At 71.8% G+C, this 15,688-nt stretch carries 10 protein-coding genes; 3 read left to right on the top strand and 7 right to left on the bottom strand.

Annotated elements, in window-relative coordinates; translation table 11 throughout:
* Positions 1-92: 92 nt before the first annotated feature.
* A complete protein-coding gene (gene rpmA, locus ABZ842_RS05730; RefSeq protein WP_361532186.1) occupies positions 93-347 on the bottom strand; it encodes a 50S ribosomal protein L27 in 255 nt (84 codons plus the stop codon).
* 14 nt (positions 348-361) lie between these two features.
* Entirely contained in the window at positions 362-682 is a 321-nt protein-coding gene (gene rplU, locus ABZ842_RS05735) for a 50S ribosomal protein L21 (RefSeq protein ID WP_361532189.1), read from the bottom strand.
* Positions 683-992: 310 nt separating this feature from the next.
* Between rplU and ABZ842_RS05740 the strand changes: the two genes are divergently transcribed.
* The 3 genes from ABZ842_RS05740 to ABZ842_RS05750 all read left to right on the top strand — a co-directional run bounded on the left by ABZ842_RS05740 (position 993) and on the right by ABZ842_RS05750 (position 5,569).
* The gene (locus ABZ842_RS05740; RefSeq protein ID WP_361532192.1) at positions 993-1,595 is read left to right on the top strand and encodes an acyltransferase; all 603 of its coding nucleotides are present in this window, start codon (positions 993-995) and stop codon (positions 1,593-1,595) included.
* Between the two features lie 438 nt (positions 1,596-2,033).
* Positions 2,034-3,290, top strand: coding sequence for a glycosyltransferase (locus ABZ842_RS05745; RefSeq protein ID WP_361532195.1), 1,257 nt, complete (start codon positions 2,034-2,036; stop codon positions 3,288-3,290).
* Positions 3,287-5,569, top strand: a complete 2,283-nt coding sequence (locus tag ABZ842_RS05750) for a glycosyltransferase (RefSeq protein WP_361532198.1) — start codon at positions 3,287-3,289, stop codon at positions 5,567-5,569. Before ABZ842_RS05745 ends, ABZ842_RS05750 begins: the two co-directional genes overlap by 4 nt.
* 302 nt (positions 5,570-5,871) lie before the next feature.
* Here ABZ842_RS05750 and ABZ842_RS05755 read toward each other — a convergent pair whose 3' ends face one another.
* The 5 genes from ABZ842_RS05755 to ABZ842_RS05775 form a co-directional block, all read right to left on the bottom strand.
* A complete protein-coding gene (locus tag ABZ842_RS05755) occupies positions 5,872-7,155 on the bottom strand; it encodes a nucleotide sugar dehydrogenase (RefSeq protein WP_361532201.1) in 1,284 nt (427 codons plus the stop codon).
* On the bottom strand, positions 7,152-8,801 hold the full coding sequence (locus ABZ842_RS05760) for a glycosyltransferase (protein WP_361532204.1): 1,650 nt from the start codon (positions 8,799-8,801) through the stop codon (positions 7,152-7,154). The genes ABZ842_RS05755 and ABZ842_RS05760 overlap by 4 nt, the downstream gene beginning before the upstream one ends.
* Before the next feature lie 62 nt (positions 8,802-8,863).
* Positions 8,864-9,883, bottom strand: a complete 1,020-nt coding sequence (locus tag ABZ842_RS05765; protein WP_361532207.1) for a Gfo/Idh/MocA family oxidoreductase — start codon at positions 9,881-9,883, stop codon at positions 8,864-8,866.
* Entirely contained in the window at positions 9,880-11,010 is a 1,131-nt protein-coding gene (locus tag ABZ842_RS05770; protein WP_361532210.1) for a DegT/DnrJ/EryC1/StrS family aminotransferase, read from the bottom strand. The genes ABZ842_RS05765 and ABZ842_RS05770 overlap by 4 nt, the downstream gene beginning before the upstream one ends.
* Positions 11,011-11,374: 364 nt before the next feature.
* Positions 11,375-15,487, bottom strand: a complete 4,113-nt coding sequence (locus ABZ842_RS05775) for an Rne/Rng family ribonuclease (protein ID WP_361532213.1) — start codon at positions 15,485-15,487, stop codon at positions 11,375-11,377.
* Positions 15,488-15,688 lie beyond the last annotated feature (201 nt).

A 15,688-nucleotide genomic window follows, 5' to 3' on the forward strand; every position in this document is an offset into this window, starting at 1 on the left:
TACGGTTCCGGGATACCCGGGCCCGGTACGGGAAGTGAGGTCCGCCCTCGCGAAGAGAACCGTGTTACGGCGCCTCGATCAGAAAGATCGGATCAGGCGACCGGAACGATGTTCACGACCTTGCGGCCACGGAAACGGCCGAACTCGACCGCACCCGGCTGCAGCGCGAACAGGGTGTCGTCGCCGCCGCGGCCGACGCCCTTGCCGGGGTGGAAGTGGGTGCCGCGCTGGCGGACCAGGATCTCACCGGCGTTGACGACCTGACCGCCGAAGCGCTTCACGCCGAGCCGCTGAGCGTTGGAGTCGCGACCGTTCCGGGTGGACGATGCGCCCTTCTTGTGTGCCATCTCTCCTCAGTCCCTTACTTCGCAGCCGTGGGGATGCTGGTGACCTTGATCGCCGTGTACTGCTGGCGGTGGCCCTGGCGACGGCGGTAACCGGTCTTGTTCTTGTAGCGCAGGATGTCGATCTTGGCGCCCTTGTGGTGGTCCACGACCTCGGCCTCGACCTTGATCCCGGCCAACACCCACGGGTCGCTGGTCACAGCGTCGCCGTCGACAACGAGCAGGGTAGAGAGCTCTACCGTGTCGCCAACCTGGGCGGTGGAAATCTTGTCGACCTCGACGATGTCACCAACAGCAACCTTGTGCTGGCGACCGCCGCTGCGCACGATGGCGTACACGCGGAACTCACTCTCGCTCGGAACGGAAGCCCCTGATGCCAGCCGCTCGCACGGGCCGGAGCCCGCGACGTACCGGAATGGATGAGCGGCCTCTCCGGGCGGCGACCGGGGGCGGCCACCGGAGGAAGGTGCTCAGGAGCTGGCGTGCGTACAGACACGCCGACGGTCAAGGGTACGGGGCGCCCTCGGGAGGGGTCAAACCGGGCCCTGCGCGTATGCTCGCTCGCCTGAGCGATGCCGCCGTCACCCCGCCAGGGGAGGCCGGCGCCTCCTCTCGCACCGTACGCCCGCGTTCCCGGAAGGCAGCACAGTGAACTACAGGGTCCAGCCCTCCGCCCAGGTCGACGAGACCGCCGAGATCGGCGACGGCAGCAGCGTCTGGGAGCTCGCCCAGATCCGCGAGGGCGCCCGGCTCGGCCAGGGCTGCGTGGTCGGCCGCGGGGCGTACGTCGGCACCGGCGTGCGCATGGGCGACAACTGCAAGCTCCAGAACTACGCGCTGGTGTACGAGCCGGCCGAGCTGGGCGACGGCGTCTTCATCGGCCCCGCGGTGGTCCTCACCAACGACCACAACCCCCGCTCCGTCGACCCCGAGGGCCGGCAGAAGCGCGGCGGCGACTGGCAGGCCGTGGGCGTGAAGATCGCCGACGGCGCCTCCATCGGCGCCCGCTCGGTGTGCGTGGCCCCGCTGGAGATCGGCCGCTGGGCGATGGTCGCCGCGGGCGCCGTGGTCACCAAGGACGTGCCGGACTTCGCCCTCGTCGTAGGCGTGCCGGCCCGACGGGTCGGGTGGGTCGGACGCGCGGGCGTACGCCTGGTGGAGCGGGACGGCGAGCCGGGGACCTGGGAGTGCCCGCAGACGGGCGAGGTGTACGAGGAGAAGGACGGCGAACTGGCCGAGCGCTCGGCCTGAGCCTTCCGCTCCCCCACTTCTTCTCCACCGCCCCTTCTCTTCGCGTCCCCTTCTCGCTCCCTTCGCCCTCCCTTACGGCTCTCTTACGGCCCTGACGTGATCCTTTTCCCTGAAGTCGGAGTGGCGTCGAGTGGCCGGGACGAACCGTTGCGTCCAGGGCGAGTTCCGGCACCCCGCGTATACTCAACTGGACCAGCCCCCACCGAACATGGCCCGACGGGCGGCCGATCACCCCGATCGATTGCCGTCTGCACCGGTCACGCGCGGGGTGTCGGGACGGGGCCCTCGCCGAGCGGTCCGTGCGGACTCCCCCGCTACGATGGATTCCGATTTGTCTTGAGGAAGGGTCATCCCACCGTCATGCCGCTCGGGTCACGCGGACGCCCACCGCGCGTTCTCTATCTCGCGTTCTTCTTCCCGCCCAGCCGAGCGAGCGGTGTGTTCCGCGGTCGCGCCACGGCGAACCACCTGGCCGAGGCGGGGTGGGACGTCACCGTCCACACCGCCCCGCGCGAATTCTTCGAGACGTACCTCCACGACGCCTGCGATCCGTCGCTGGAGGAGACCGTCGACCCCCGGGTCAAGGTGGTCCGCCCGCGCATGACGTATTACGCGTGGGAGCGGGACATCCGCCAATTCGGGAAGCTGCGCCGCAACTTTCCCACGGTGGCCGGCAGCCTTTACAAGCTCTTCCAGGACAAGGTGTTCCCCGAGCACTACCTCTCCTGGATCCCGGGCGTCATCTCCGAGGCCGTCAAGGCGCATTTCAAGGACAAGTTCGACGTCATCCTCGCCACCGGGAACCCTTTCTGTTCCTTCGCCGCCGCGCGGATGCTCAGCAAGCTGCTGAAGATCCCGTACGTGGTCGACTACCGCGACGCCTGGACCTTCAACCAGTTCACCGAACAGTTGAAGTTCAAGGAGGACAGCAAGGCGTTCGAGTGGGAGGAGAAGGTCCTCCGCGACGCCTCCGAGGTCGTCTTCGTGAACGACGGCATGCGGCAGTGGCACATCGACCGCTACCCGCACGCCGCCGAGCGGATGACCGTGGTGCCCAACGGCTGGGAGCCCGAACTGCTCGGGGACAGCCCCTTCACCCCGCCGGACCCGGACCGCCCCCTGCGCTTCGGCTACCTGGGCACCGTCACGTCGTACCTGCCGCTGGAAGACCTCTTCGAGGGCTGGCGGATCGCCCGCGCCCACCCGCTGCTGCGGGACGCCGAGCTGAACATCCACGGCCACCTCGGCTTCTTCCCCAACGACCGGGCGCCCCTGATGGAGCGGCTGCCGCTGGAGGAGAACGTCGGCGTGCGCTACCACGGCGCCTTCGGCAAGGCCGAGGCGAAGGCCGTGTACGCCGAGACCGACGCGCTCGTCTTCTGCGTGCCCGGCGCCCGCTACGTCACCTCGGGCAAGATCTTCGAGTACATGGCGTCCGGCAAGCCGATCGTTTCGGCGCACCGGCCCGACATCGCGGCCACCGAGGTCCTCGACGGCTACCCGCACTGGTTCCGCGGCGAGGAGCTGAACGGCGAGGCCGTCGCCAAGTCCTTCATCGCCGCGGCCGAAGCGGCGCGCGGGATGGACCGGACCCAGCACGAGCTGGCCGTGAAGCACGCCCACTCGTACACCCGGGCGGCGACCCTGGGACCGTTGGAACAGCGTATGCGCAAGCTGGTGGAGGGCCGTCGATGAGCACCACGACCACGACCGCGGGCAAGCACGTGCTCTACCTCGCGCTCGGCAAGTACCGGGTGCGCGGCAACCGCGCCCACGTCGAGCGGCTGGCCGCCGACGGCCGCAGCGTCGTGCTGGTGATCCCCGACGTCGACGAGTGGGCCGACCTGCCGGAGCTGCCCGGCGTCCGCGTCATCAAGGTCAAGGAGAACAAGAAGGGCTCCGTGTGGCGCGCCGCACGGAACCTGGTCCTGGCCCGCAAGGGTCCGCTGAAGGACGCCGAGCTGCTGATCGCGGGCGACGCCCAGTCACTGCCGGTGGCCTGGGCCGCGCTGCGCCGGCGCAACAAGCTGCCATTCCAGCTGGAGCCGTACGACACCGCGGGCCGCGGCACCGAGCCGGCTGACCTGGCGATCGTCACGCCCTGGTACCCCTCGCCGAACAACCCCTTCGCGGGGTCCTTCGTGCAGGCCGCGGCGGAGTCCGTCGCCGACCACTTCGACCGGGTGTCGATCCTGCACACGGAGGACTGGGCGGGCAGCGCGGACGCCCTCCTCGAAGACGCCATCCGGGTCACCGCCGACCGGTTCCAGGACCGGCCCGAGCTGATCCCGGTGCTGGACGCCCCAGAGGGCGCGGTCACCCGCGTCCCCGTTCCGCTGACCACCCGTCGCCACTACGCGACCTGGGTGACCCTCCAGGAAGCCGCGCTGCGCAAGGCGCTGCCGACGGGACGCATCGAGGCGCCGGTCATCCACGCCCACACCGGCATCTACGGCGGCTACCTGGCGACGCGCCTGGGCCGGCCGGACGCACGGCTCGTGGTCACGGAGCACTCCAGCTTCCTGGAGAAGATCTTCCGCCAGCCCGCCAGCCGCAAGCTGTACGCGGAGGTGCTGGAGCGCGCCGACGAGTTCATGTGCGTCAGCCGCCACCTGCGCGACCAGGTCGTCCGGGAGTTCCCGCAGTACGAGGGGAAGATCCGGGTCGTCCCCAACGTGATCAACTTCGAGCAGTTCAGCGCCGAGGCCCAGCCCTCGGAGAAGCTCCTCAAGTGGCTGTACCTGGGCCGGCTGATCCCGCTCAAGGGCGTCACCACCCTCTTCGAGGCCTTCGCGCAGGTCGCGGAGAAGGAGCCCGAGGCCACGCTGACCATGGTCGGCTCGGGCCCCCTGAAGGCGGAGCTGCAGGAGCGGGCCGAGGAACTGGGGCTCGCCGACCGCTTCACGATCCTGCCGGCCGTGCCGCCGGAGGAGGTCAACGCACTGATGCACCAGTACGACCTGCTGGTGCACGCGAGCCACTCCGAGACGTTCGGCATGACGGTCGTCGAGGCGAACGCGGCGGGCCTGCCCGTCCTCGTGACCCGCTGCAACGGTCCCGAGGAGTCGCTGGACGGCATCGACCACCTCGCGGGCGCGCTCATGGAGGTGAGCGACGACCCGCAGGTGATAGTGGACGCCTACTGGGGTCTACGGGAGCGGTTCCACGAGCTGGACCTGGAGAAGGCGCGGACGGAGCTGTACGCGCGGTTCAGCCGCGGCGTGATCCGTGACCAGCTGATCGAGGTGTACGAGGACCGCGCAGGCGAGATCGAGCCGGATCCGCCGAAGGCGGAGGCGATGGCGGAAGCCGTTGCCGCCGCGCCGGCTGCGGTTGCGGTTGCGGCCTCGGGCGAGCCTGCTGCCTCGTCCGAGCTGGTGCCCGCGGCCCCCGGCCGGGTGGTCGTGCTGGCCCTCACCCCGGGCCGGCCGCGCCGGGTGTCGAGCTTCGTGAACTACCTCGCCGAGCGGGGCGTCTCGGTCGACCTGGTCACGGCCAGGGAGGGCGCGTGGACGCGCACCACCCTGGACGACCGGATCGAGGTGCACAACATCGAGGCGTGGGAGCAGAAGCTGGTCATCCCGCGCGGTGAGCGCTTCGTCGTGTACCGCGCGCCGCGGGCGGTGCTGCGCAGGGCGGACCGGATCGCGCAGAACCAGCGCGACAAGATGGGGCCGGAGTTCGCGGTGCAGGTCGCCAAGCGCGCCCACAACAAGGTCGCGCACGGCTTCCACAAGAAGGTCTTCCAGCGCGGGTACCGGGTGCTGCGGCCCCGGATCCTCGCGAAGATCGCGGAGCGGGAGGCGGTGCCGCAGCTGCGGCTTGAGGAGACGGAGTACGTGTTCGTGTGCGACACGAACGCGACGTCGGTGGCGTGGCGGATGGCTCAGGCGCATCCGCACCTGAAGGTCACGAACACGATGACCCGCGAGCCGTTCCAGCACCTCCCCGTCCTGGACGCGTCCACCACCTGACGCCCCGCCCATCTGACGGACCTCCCTCGGCTGGCCGAGCCGCTTTCTAGCTCGGTCGGCCGAGGCATCTAGGGCGCTGGGGGTCCCCCAGCGCCCTAGGTTGCCCTGCCGAAGGCCGCTCGTGAGGATCGGCGGGCCTGGGTTGCCGGCGCACGGCCGCTCGTGAGACACCGCGGCACTAGGTTGCGCGGCGCGCGGGTGCTCGTGAGTTCCGCAACGTTGGACGCCCCTGGCGGGGCGTCGTTTCCCCCTTCGGGCATGGGAAGGCCCCGGCCGCTGGCGCGGCCGGGGCCTTCCTGGGGTCAGCCGCCGATGACGACGCGGCGGACGCCCTCCCAGTTCGCCGGGTCCGTCGTACGGCGGCCGTCGACCAGGACCGTCACGTCCGGCAGGTCCGACGCCGCCAGCTCGCGGTACTCCGCGTGGTCGGCCTGGAGGACCGCCGCGGTGACCTTCTCGCCCTGGTGCGGGGTCAGCCCGTGCGCGGCCAGCTCCTCCGCCGTGTACATCGGGTCGGACACGTACGGCACGGCGCCGCGCGCCTTCAGGGACTCGACGGTGCCGAAGACGCCGGAGAACGCGGTCTCCTTGACGCCGCCGCGGTACGCCGCGCCGAGGACCAGCACGTTCACGCCCGTCAGATCGCCGTACGCCGCGGCGAGCAGGTCGACGGCGTACTCCGGCATCGCGGCGTTGGCCTCGCGGGCCGAGCGCACCACGGTCGCCTCCGGGTCGTTCCACAGGTACATCCGCGGGTAGATCGGGATGCAGTGGCCGCCGACGGCGATGCCGGGCTGGTGGATGTGGCTGTAGGGCTGCGAGTTGCAGGCTTCGATGACCTTCTTGACGTCGATGCCGTTCTTGTCGGCGAACCGGGCGAACTGGTTCGCCAGGCCGATGTTGACGTCGCGGTAGGTGGTCTCGGCGAGCTTCGCCAGCTCGGACGCCTCGGCGGTGCCGAGGTCCCACACGCCGTTGGGGCGCGGCAGGTCGTCGCGGACGTCGAAGTCGAGGACCTTCTCGTAGAACTCGACGCCGTGCCGGGCGGACGCCTCGTCGATGCCGCCGACCAGCTTCGGGTAGCGGCGCAGGTCGGCGAAGACGCGGCCGGTGAGGACCCGCTCCGGGGAGAAGACCAGGTGGAAGTCCTCGCCGGGGGTGAGGCCGGAGCCCTCCTGGAGCATCGGGGCCCAGCGGGTGCGGGTGGTGCCGACCGGCAGGGTCGTCTCGTACGAGACGAGGGTGCCGGGCTTCAGGCCCTTGGCGATGGCGCGGGTGGCGGAGTCCATCCAGCCGAAGTCGGGGGTGCCCTCGGCGTCCACGAAGAGCGGGACGACGACCACGACGGCGTCGGACTGGGCGACCGCAGCCGCGGTGTCGGTGGTGGCGCTCAACAGGCCGGCATCCACGGTCTGCTTGAGCTTGACGTCGAGGTCGTGCTCACCCGGGAAGGGCTCGGTGCCGGCGTTGACCAGCTCGACGACCTTCTCGTTGACGTCCGCACCGATGACCTTGTGGCCCTTGGTGGCGAACTGCACGGCGAGCGGAAGGCCGATCTTGCCGAGAGCGACTACACAGATATTCATCGAGTCAGTTTCCTCTTCACACGGGACAGCTGGTGGCGCAGTCGCTTGCGCGCGCCGGGAGACGGCGTCCACAGGGGGGCCGTGGTGATCACGAGACGGCCCTTGCGGTCGCCGGTGGCGGAGACCCGGAAGGGGACCTTCTCCCGCCAGCGACGGGCCAGCGGCAACGGCCGGTCCTGGATGCGTACGGCGATCTCGTACGTACCGCCCACCATGGTCACATAGGCGCGCACCCCCTGGGCGGCGCGCCGGGCCGGCAGCGGGAAGCGGGCGCGCAGCACCGTGCCCACGCCGTCGGGGGCGGGCTCGCTGGATCGTTCCCCCTCGGTGACCGGGGGGGTCGTGCCCTGCGGCAGCCGGCGCGCGCCGACCTTCTGGGCGCCCTTCGGCAGCTCCTTCGGGGAGAGCGCGAGCGTGAGGGAGCCGAGGTCGCCGACGAACGGGGTGCGGACGGCCAGGGCGACCGCCATGTCCTCGCCGTGCTCGCCGGTCTGGTCCCACTCGGCGTCGACGAGCGAGGTGCCGTCGGCGAGCAGCGTGGGCAGCCCCTCTCCGTCGAGGACCTCGAAGAGCCGGTCGGGCAGGCCGAGGCGCGGATCGCGGAAGCCGGGGTAGCGGGCGTAGACGCGGCCGTCCTCGACGAGGAAGTCCACCGGGCCGCCGGCGATCGCCCCGACGAGTTCGTCGAGCGCGCCCGCCTGGGCGAGCCCGATGCGCACCCGGCGCTTGACGTCCACGGAGTCGCGCACGGCGTCCGTGAAGTACAGGTCCGCGAGGGCGGCGATGCCGGCGCAGACGTCGCGCCGCGTCTCCGGCTCCAGCGCGGGGAAGTCCTCCTGGACGAGCTTGGCGAGCTCCCAGGTGAAGTGGCGCTTGAAGAGCGCGTCGCGGCGGGGGCCGGCCTCCACCAGCCCGGCCGCGTGCCGCATGATGTCGGCGGCGCAGCGCAGTCGCGCCAGGTGGTTGGCGCGGTAGGTGATGTTGGAGGCGTCGCCGCGCTTGACCGCGTAGTAGCAGACGTAGTCGGCGAGCACCGAGATCTTCTTGGCGCGGACCAGAGCTTCGATGGTGAAGGGCTGGTCGGAGCCGACCGGCATGTCCTCAGGGAAGCGCAGCTTGTGCCGGTCGACCAGCTCCCGGCGGAACAGCTTGGTGTTGGCCAGGGTGAACGGCAGCGCGGAGTCGTACAGGCTGACGTCCGGGTCGTTCTTCTTGTACAACGCCTGGTGCACGTAGCGGCCGTTGGTGCCGACCATCTTGCCGACGACGACGTCCGAGCCGTGCCGGTCGCCGTAGTCGACCATGCGCTCCAGGGCTTCCTTGCCCAGGTGGTCGTCGGAGCCCATGAAGTAGACGTACCGGCCGGTCACGACCTCCAGCGCGCGGTTGCTGGGGGCTGCCGGGCCGCCTGAGTTCTCCTGGTGGATGACCTTGACCGTGCCCGGGTGTTCCCGGGCGAACCGGTCGAGCTCGCGTCCGCTGTCGTCGGTCGAGCCGTCGTTCACCGCCACGATCTCCAGGCGGCCCGTCCCTATGGACTGCTTGATCAGGGAGTTCAGGCAGTCGGTCAGGTACGGCATCGTGTTGTAGACGGCGATGACGACGCTGACGTCGGGCGCACCGGCCCGGTTGTTCTTGCTACCCACCGGACGCCTCCCGTGCACGCCGTGGGGTGGCGTGGTGCTGCGTGCCGTCGGTCGGCATGTCCCTAGCGCTCCTGGTCCGCGAGGTCGATCGTGGTCCCGCTCGCCGCGGATTCGAGGACCGCAGCGGCCACTTCGACCGTCCGCAACCCCTGTCGCAGCGTGCAGATGTCGTGGCTGGTGCCCAGCACGGCGTCGCGGAAGAGCTCGTGCTCGACCAGCAGCGGCTCGCGCTTGGGGATGGCGTAGCGGATCATGTCGCCCTCGGCGACGCCGCGGAACGCCTGCAGCGCCTCCCACTCGGTGGCCTGGGCGGCGTTGGAGTGGAAGGTGAGGTCGGCGGTGAGGGTGTCGGCGATGAAGCAGCCCTTCTCACCGGTGACGGAGGTGAATCGCTCCTTCAGCGGGGAGAGCCAGTTCACCAGGTGATTGACCATGGTGCCGTCGGAGAGCTGGCCGACCGCGGAGACCATGTCCTCGTGCGGACGCCCCGACTTGGAGACGGTGCGCGCGGAGATGGAGGTGTACGTCTGGCCGGTGACCCACCCGGTGAGGTCGATGTCGTGGGTGGCGAGGTCCTTGACCACGCCGACGTCGGCGATGCGGTGCGGGAAGGGGCCCTGACGACGGGTGACGACCTGGTAGACGTCGCCGAGTTCGCCGGACTCCAGGCGCTGGCGCAGCGAGCGCAGCGCGGGGTTGCACCGCTCGATGTGGCCGACGCCCGCGACCAGGCCGCGGGACTCGAACGCCTCGACGAGGCGGCGCGCGCCCTCGACGGTGTCCGCGACCGGCTTCTCGACGAGCGCCCCGACGCCGGCCTCGGCCAGCTTCAGCCCGACCTGCTCGTGCAGGGCGGTGGGGCAGGCCACCACCGCGTAGTCGATGCCCAGGTCGATCAGCTGCTCGACCTCGGACAGCACGGGCGCGCCCTGCGCCCAGCCGTTCTTGTCCCCCATGGGGTCGACGACGCCCACGAAGGACACGCCGTCGAGGCCCGCGAGGACGCGGGCGTGGTGGCGGCCCATGGAGCCGAGGCCGATCAGCCCGGCCCGCAGCTGCTGGGCGCCCTGGACGGTGGTCACAGATTCTCTCCAAGCTCGTTCACGGCGGCGGCGATACGCTCCAGGTCTTCCCCGGAGAGCGACGGGTGTACCGGGATCGAGACGACCTCGGCGGCGGCGCGCTCGGTCTCGGGCAGGTCCCAGGTGCGGCCGGCCTTCTGGTCGGGCTCCCAGAACGGCTTCAGTCGGTGGATCGGGGTCGGGTAGTAGACGGCGTTGCCGACGCCGGCTTCGGTGAGCTTCGCCATGGCGGCGTCGCGGGCCTCGGCTCCCCCGGCCACTCGGATCGTGTACTGGTGGTAGATGTGGCGGGCGCCGTCGGCGACGACCGGAGTGGTCACGTTCGGCGCGGTGATGTGCTCGCTGAGGTACGCGGCGTTGGCGATGCGCTGCTCGGTCCAGCCGTTCAGCTTGCCGAGCTGGACGCGGCCGACGGCGGCGGCGACGTCCGTCATCCGCATGTTGCAGCCGACGATCTCGTTGGCGTATCGCTTCTCCATGCCCTGGTTGCGCAGCAGGCGCAGCGTGCGGGCCAGCTCGGCGTCGCCGGTGGAGATCATGCCGCCTTCGAGGGAGTGCATGTTCTTCGTCGGGTAGAAGCTGAAGGTGCCGCCGGCTCCGAAGGCGCCGACCGGGGTGCCGTTCAGGGCCGCGGCGTGGGCCTGGCAGGCGTCCTCGACCACGGCCAGCTTGTGCTTGGCGGCGATGGCGGTGATGCGGTCCATAGCGGCGGGGTGGCCGTAGAGGTGGACCGGCATGATCGCGGCGGTGCGCGGGGTGATCGCGGCTTCGACGGCCGCCGGGTCCAGACAGTACGAGTCGGGCTCGATGTCGACGAACACGACGTCGGCGCCGACCAGTCGGACCGCGTTGGCGCTCGCGGCGAACGAGAAGGACGGGACGATGACCTCGTCGCCGGGGCCGATCTCCAGTGCCAGCAGGAGCAGGTGGAGCGCGGAGGTGCCGGAGTTCACCGCGACGCAGTGCCGGCCGGCGACCAGCTCGGAGAAGCCCTCTTCGAAGGCGGCCACCTCGGGGCCCTGCACGACCAGGCCGCTGCGCAGTACGCGTACCGCGGCCTCGATCTCCTCCTCGCCGATGACCGGGCGGGCAGCGGGGATGGGCTGCCTGTTGCTGCTGCTCGTCATGGTCGTCCTCCTAGAACACCAAGAGCTGTCTGTGGCAGGAGGTCTGGAGTGCTGCGGACGTCTCACGAGGCCGCGCACACCCCATCCGGCACAAGCCGACGCCCTACCGAGGATCGAGGACCGGGCCCTGTTCGGGCGAACCGGGTCGGTCACCCACCGTAGTGTCCGGGCTGGTCCTTTCCCGGTAGCGACCGCCCGTCACATTATCAGGGATTTCCTAGCCCAATTCGGGGGTTCAGCGGCCCGTCGCGCATCAATTGGGTGTCAAACAGCGTGTCCCGTCCCACAGGTGTGGGACGGGACACGCCGGGGTGTCGACGGTGGGTCGGGCGGTCGTTACGCGACCGCCGTCGCCGGGCGGTGGCTACTGCTCGGCCGCCGCCTTCTTCGCGGTCTTCACCGTCTTCTTCGCGGCGGCCTTCTTCGCCGTCGTCTTCTTCGCCGCGCTCTTCTTGGCCGCCGTCTTCTTGGTGGCGGCCTTCTTCGCGGTGACCTTCTTGGCGGTCTTGCGGGCCGCCTTCCTGGCCGGGGCCTGCTCCGTCGGCTCCGCCTCGTCGGCGGCGTCGGCGGACGCGTCGCCGGCCGGAGCCGACGCGACCACGACGACCGCGGCGTCCTCGCCGCCGGCCGGGGCGCCCGCGGGGGCGGTGACCTTGCGGACCACCCGACGGCGCGCACGGGGCGCGGCGGCTTCGGCGACCGGCTCGGGCTCGGCGGCCGGCGCCTCGGGAGCCGCTGCCTCGGCCGACGGCTCCGACTTCGCCGCGATGATCACTTCGGTCTCCGCGGTCTCCGCCACCGGCGAGCCGGCCGGGGCCGTCGCCTTGCGCGTGGCGCGACGACGGGTGCGCGGCGCGGGGGCCTCGACCGCCGGAGCCTCGACCACGGCCTGCTCGACGGCCGCCGGCTGCTCGACCTCGACGTGCTCCGTCACCGGCTCTTCGGCCGGCTGCGGCGCACCGGCCGGGGCCGTCGCCTTACGGGTGGCGCGACGACGGGTGCGCGGCGCGGGGGCCTCGACCGCCGGAGCCTCGACCTCCGCGGCCTCCGCCACCGGCGCGGCCTCGGGCTCGGGGGCCCGCTCCTGCACCACCACCGGCTGCGGCTCGGCGGCCTTGGGCGCTCCGCCGGGCGCGGACACCCGACGCGTCACCCGACGGCGACCCCGGCCGCGCCGGGCCGCGGCCTCCGCCTCGGCGGCGCTGCTGTACAGCTCCTCGTCGGGGACGAACGCGGGCTCGGCGAGCGCGACCGGCTCGGCGACCTCGGCGGCCACCTCCGCCGCCGTCTCGACCTGCTCTTCCTTGCTGGGCTCGTGCTCGTGCACGGCGTGCGCCTCGGGAGCGTGCGCATCGGCGCCGCGCCCCCGCTTCTTGGCGCGCTTGCCGCCGCCACCGCCGCCGACGGAGGTCGGCTGCTCCATGTGGACGATCACGCCGCGGCCGTTGCAGTGCACACAGGTCTCGGAGAAGGACTCCAGCAGGCCCTGGCCGACCCGCTTGCGGGTCATCTGGACCAGGCCGAGCGAGGTGACCTCGGCCACCTGGTGCTTGGTGCGGTCCCGGCCCAGGCACTCCAGCAGCCGGCGCATGACCAGGTCCCGGTTGGACTCCAGGACCATGTCGATGAAGTCGACGACGACGATGCCGCCGAGGTCGCGCAGCCGCAGCTGACGCACGATCTCCTCGGCCGCCTCCAGGTTGTTCCTGGTGACGGTCTCCTCCAGGTTGCCGCCCTGGCCGGTGAACTTGCCGGTGTTGACGTCGACCACGACCATCGCCTCGGTCTTGTCGATCACCAGCGAGCCGCCGCTGGGCAGCCAGACCTTGCGGTCCAGCGCCTTCATCAGCTGCTCGTCGATGCGGTACGTGGCGAAGACGTCGACCTCGCTCGTCCACCGCTGGAGCCGGTCCGCGAGGTCCGGGGCGACGTGCGACACGTAGCCGTGGACGGTCTCCCACGCCTCGTCACCGCTGACGATGACCTTCGAGAAGTCCTCGTTGAAGATGTCGCGCACGACCCGGACGGTCATGTCCGGCTCGCCGTACAGCAGCGTGGGCGCGCCGCCGCTCTTCGCCTTCGTCTGGATGTCCTCCCATTGCGCCTGGAGCCGTTCGACGTCACGGCGCAGCTCGTCCTCGCTGGCGCCCTCCGCCGCGGTGCGCACGATGACGCCCGCGTCCTCGGGAACGATCTTCTTGAGGATGGACTTCAGCCGGGCGCGCTCGGTGTCGGGCAGCTTGCGGCTGATGCCGGTCATCGAGCCCTCGGGCACGTACACCAGGTAGCGGCCGGGCAGGGACACCTGGCTGGTGAGCCGGGCGCCCTTGTGGCCGATCGGGTCCTTGGTGACCTGGACGAGGACGGACTGGCCGGACTTGAGGGCGGCCTCGATGCGGCGGGGGCCGTTGGCCATGCCCAGCGCCTCGAAGTTGACCTCGCCCGCGTACAGGACGGCGTTGCGACCCTTGCCGATGTCGACGAACGCGGCCTCCATCGACGGCAGGACGTTCTGGACCTTGCCCAGGTAGACGTTGCCGACGTACGAGGTCGACTGCTCCTTGTTGACGTAGTGCTCGACGAGGACGTTGTCCTCCAGCACGCCGATCTGGGTCCGCTCGCCGCTCTGCCGGACGACCATCACGCGCTCGACGGCCTCGCGGCGCGCCAGGAACTCGGCCTCGGTGATGATCGGGACGCGGCGGCGGCCCTGCTCGCGGCCTTCGCGGCGGCGCTGCTTCTTCGCCTCCAGGCGCGTGGAGCCCTTGATGGACTGCACCTCGTCCGAGGGCTCCTCGCGGGTGCGCGCCGGACGCGGCTCGCGGATCTTGACGACGGTGCGCTCGGGGTCGCCGGTCGCGGTGCCCACTTCGTCGGCGTCGCCGCTGCGGCGACGCCGACGGCGACGGCGACGGCTGCTGGAGGAACCGGCGGACGCCGTGCCCTCGTCGTCGGCCTCGTCGTCGCCCTCGTCCTCGACGGACTCGGCGTGGTGCTCGTCGGCCTCCTGGGCCTCGGTGCCGTCCGCGGCTTCGCCGTCGGCCCGGTCCGTGCCCTCGTCGACGGCCTCGCCCCGACGACGGCGGCGACCGCCGCGGCGGCGCCGGCGCGAGGGACGGTCCTCGTGCTCGTCGTGCTCGTCGTGGTCGTCGGACTCGACGTCCTCCGCGGCCTCGACGGGCTCCTCGGCGGCCTGCTCGACCTCCTCCGCGGGCGCTTCCGCCTCGACGCGCTCGGCGGACTCCCCGCGGCGACGGCGGCGACGGCGGCCGGTGGGCTCGGGGGCGGCCTCGACGACGACCGGCTCGGTCTCCTCCGGCTCCTCCTCCTCGACGTCCTCGGCCTCCTCGTTGACGGAGTGGGCCGCGGCGGCGGCAGCGGCGGCCGTCTCCGGGGTCTGGAACATCGGCTCCGCGAAGACGGGGGCCTGGAAGACGGCGACGGAGGGGCGCGGCCGGCGGCGTCCCGGCTTCTCGGCGGCTTCGGCCTCGGCCTCGTCGGCGGCGGCGGCAGCGGTCGGCTGGGCGGCCTTCGCGCGCCCGCCGGCGGCCTCTGCGGTGAACTGGGGCGCCACCACGCGGCGGCGCGCACGGCCGCGGGAGGCGGCCTGCTCGGCGGCGGTGACCTGCTCCTCGTGGGCGGTGATCACGGCGACGGAGTTCTGCGGCAGGCTCTCGCCCCGCACGCCGGCGTTGTTGCCGTCGGTGTCGTTGGCGACCGGCTCGGCGGCCGACGCCTTGCGCGTGGCACGACGACGCGTCCGCGGCGCCGGGGCCTCGGCGGTGTCAGTGGTCTCGACGCTCTCGACGGCTTCCGGGGCCGCGGCCTCGGGGGCGCTCGCGGCACGCGTGGCGCGACGACGGGCACGCGGTGCCGGAGCCTCAGCAGTCTCAGCGGCTTCGGCAACCTCAGCGACCTCAGCCGCCACCGGCTCCGGAGCCGCAGCGGCCCGGGTCGCACGACGACGCTTGCGCGGCGCGGCAGCCTCAGTGGTGTCTCCGGCGGTGTCAGTGGTCTCGGCGACCTCAGTGGCTTCGGCGGCCTCCGGGGCCACGGCCTCCGGGGCGCTCGCCGTACGCGTGGCGCGACGACGGGTGCGCGGCGCCGGCGCCTCATCGGCTTCGGCAACCTCAGCCGCCACCGGCTCGGGAGCTGCGGCGGCGCGCGTCGCCCGACGACGGGTGCGCGGCGCGGGAGCGGCTTCCTCGGCGGCCTCCGCCACCGGGGCGCTCTCGGCGGCCGTCGCCTCGGCGACCGGCTCGGCTGCCGTCGTCTTGCGCGTGGCGCGACGACGCGTCCGCGGCGCCGGCGCCTCAGCCGTCTCGGCGGCTTCGGCGACCTCGGCGGACGCTGCGGCCGGCGGTCCCGCCGGGCGGGACGCGGCGCGCCGACGGCGCGGGGGCAGCGTGTCGCTCGGGGTGCGGGACTCGTTGGTGTTGTTGTCCCCGGCGGTGCCGGGTTCGTTCGACTCGTGCATGCGGGCGGTTCTCCCGTCACGCTCCCGGGCGGACGCGCTCGCGGTCCGGCCTTCGTCCGCGCTGTGCGCGGTGTTGCCGTCCGGGGCGGGGCCGCCGCACGGGAGCTGTTGTGTCTGGCTCGCCGGTTCCGTACGCCTGGTGCGTACGGCCTGGCGAAAGTCTTGTGGTGGTGCCGCGGCCCGACCCAGGTGGCTTCCTGG

It is taken from the genome of Streptomyces sp. NPDC047315 (genome assembly GCF_040643215.1).
Taxonomy (GTDB): domain Bacteria; phylum Actinomycetota; class Actinomycetes; order Streptomycetales; family Streptomycetaceae; genus Streptomyces.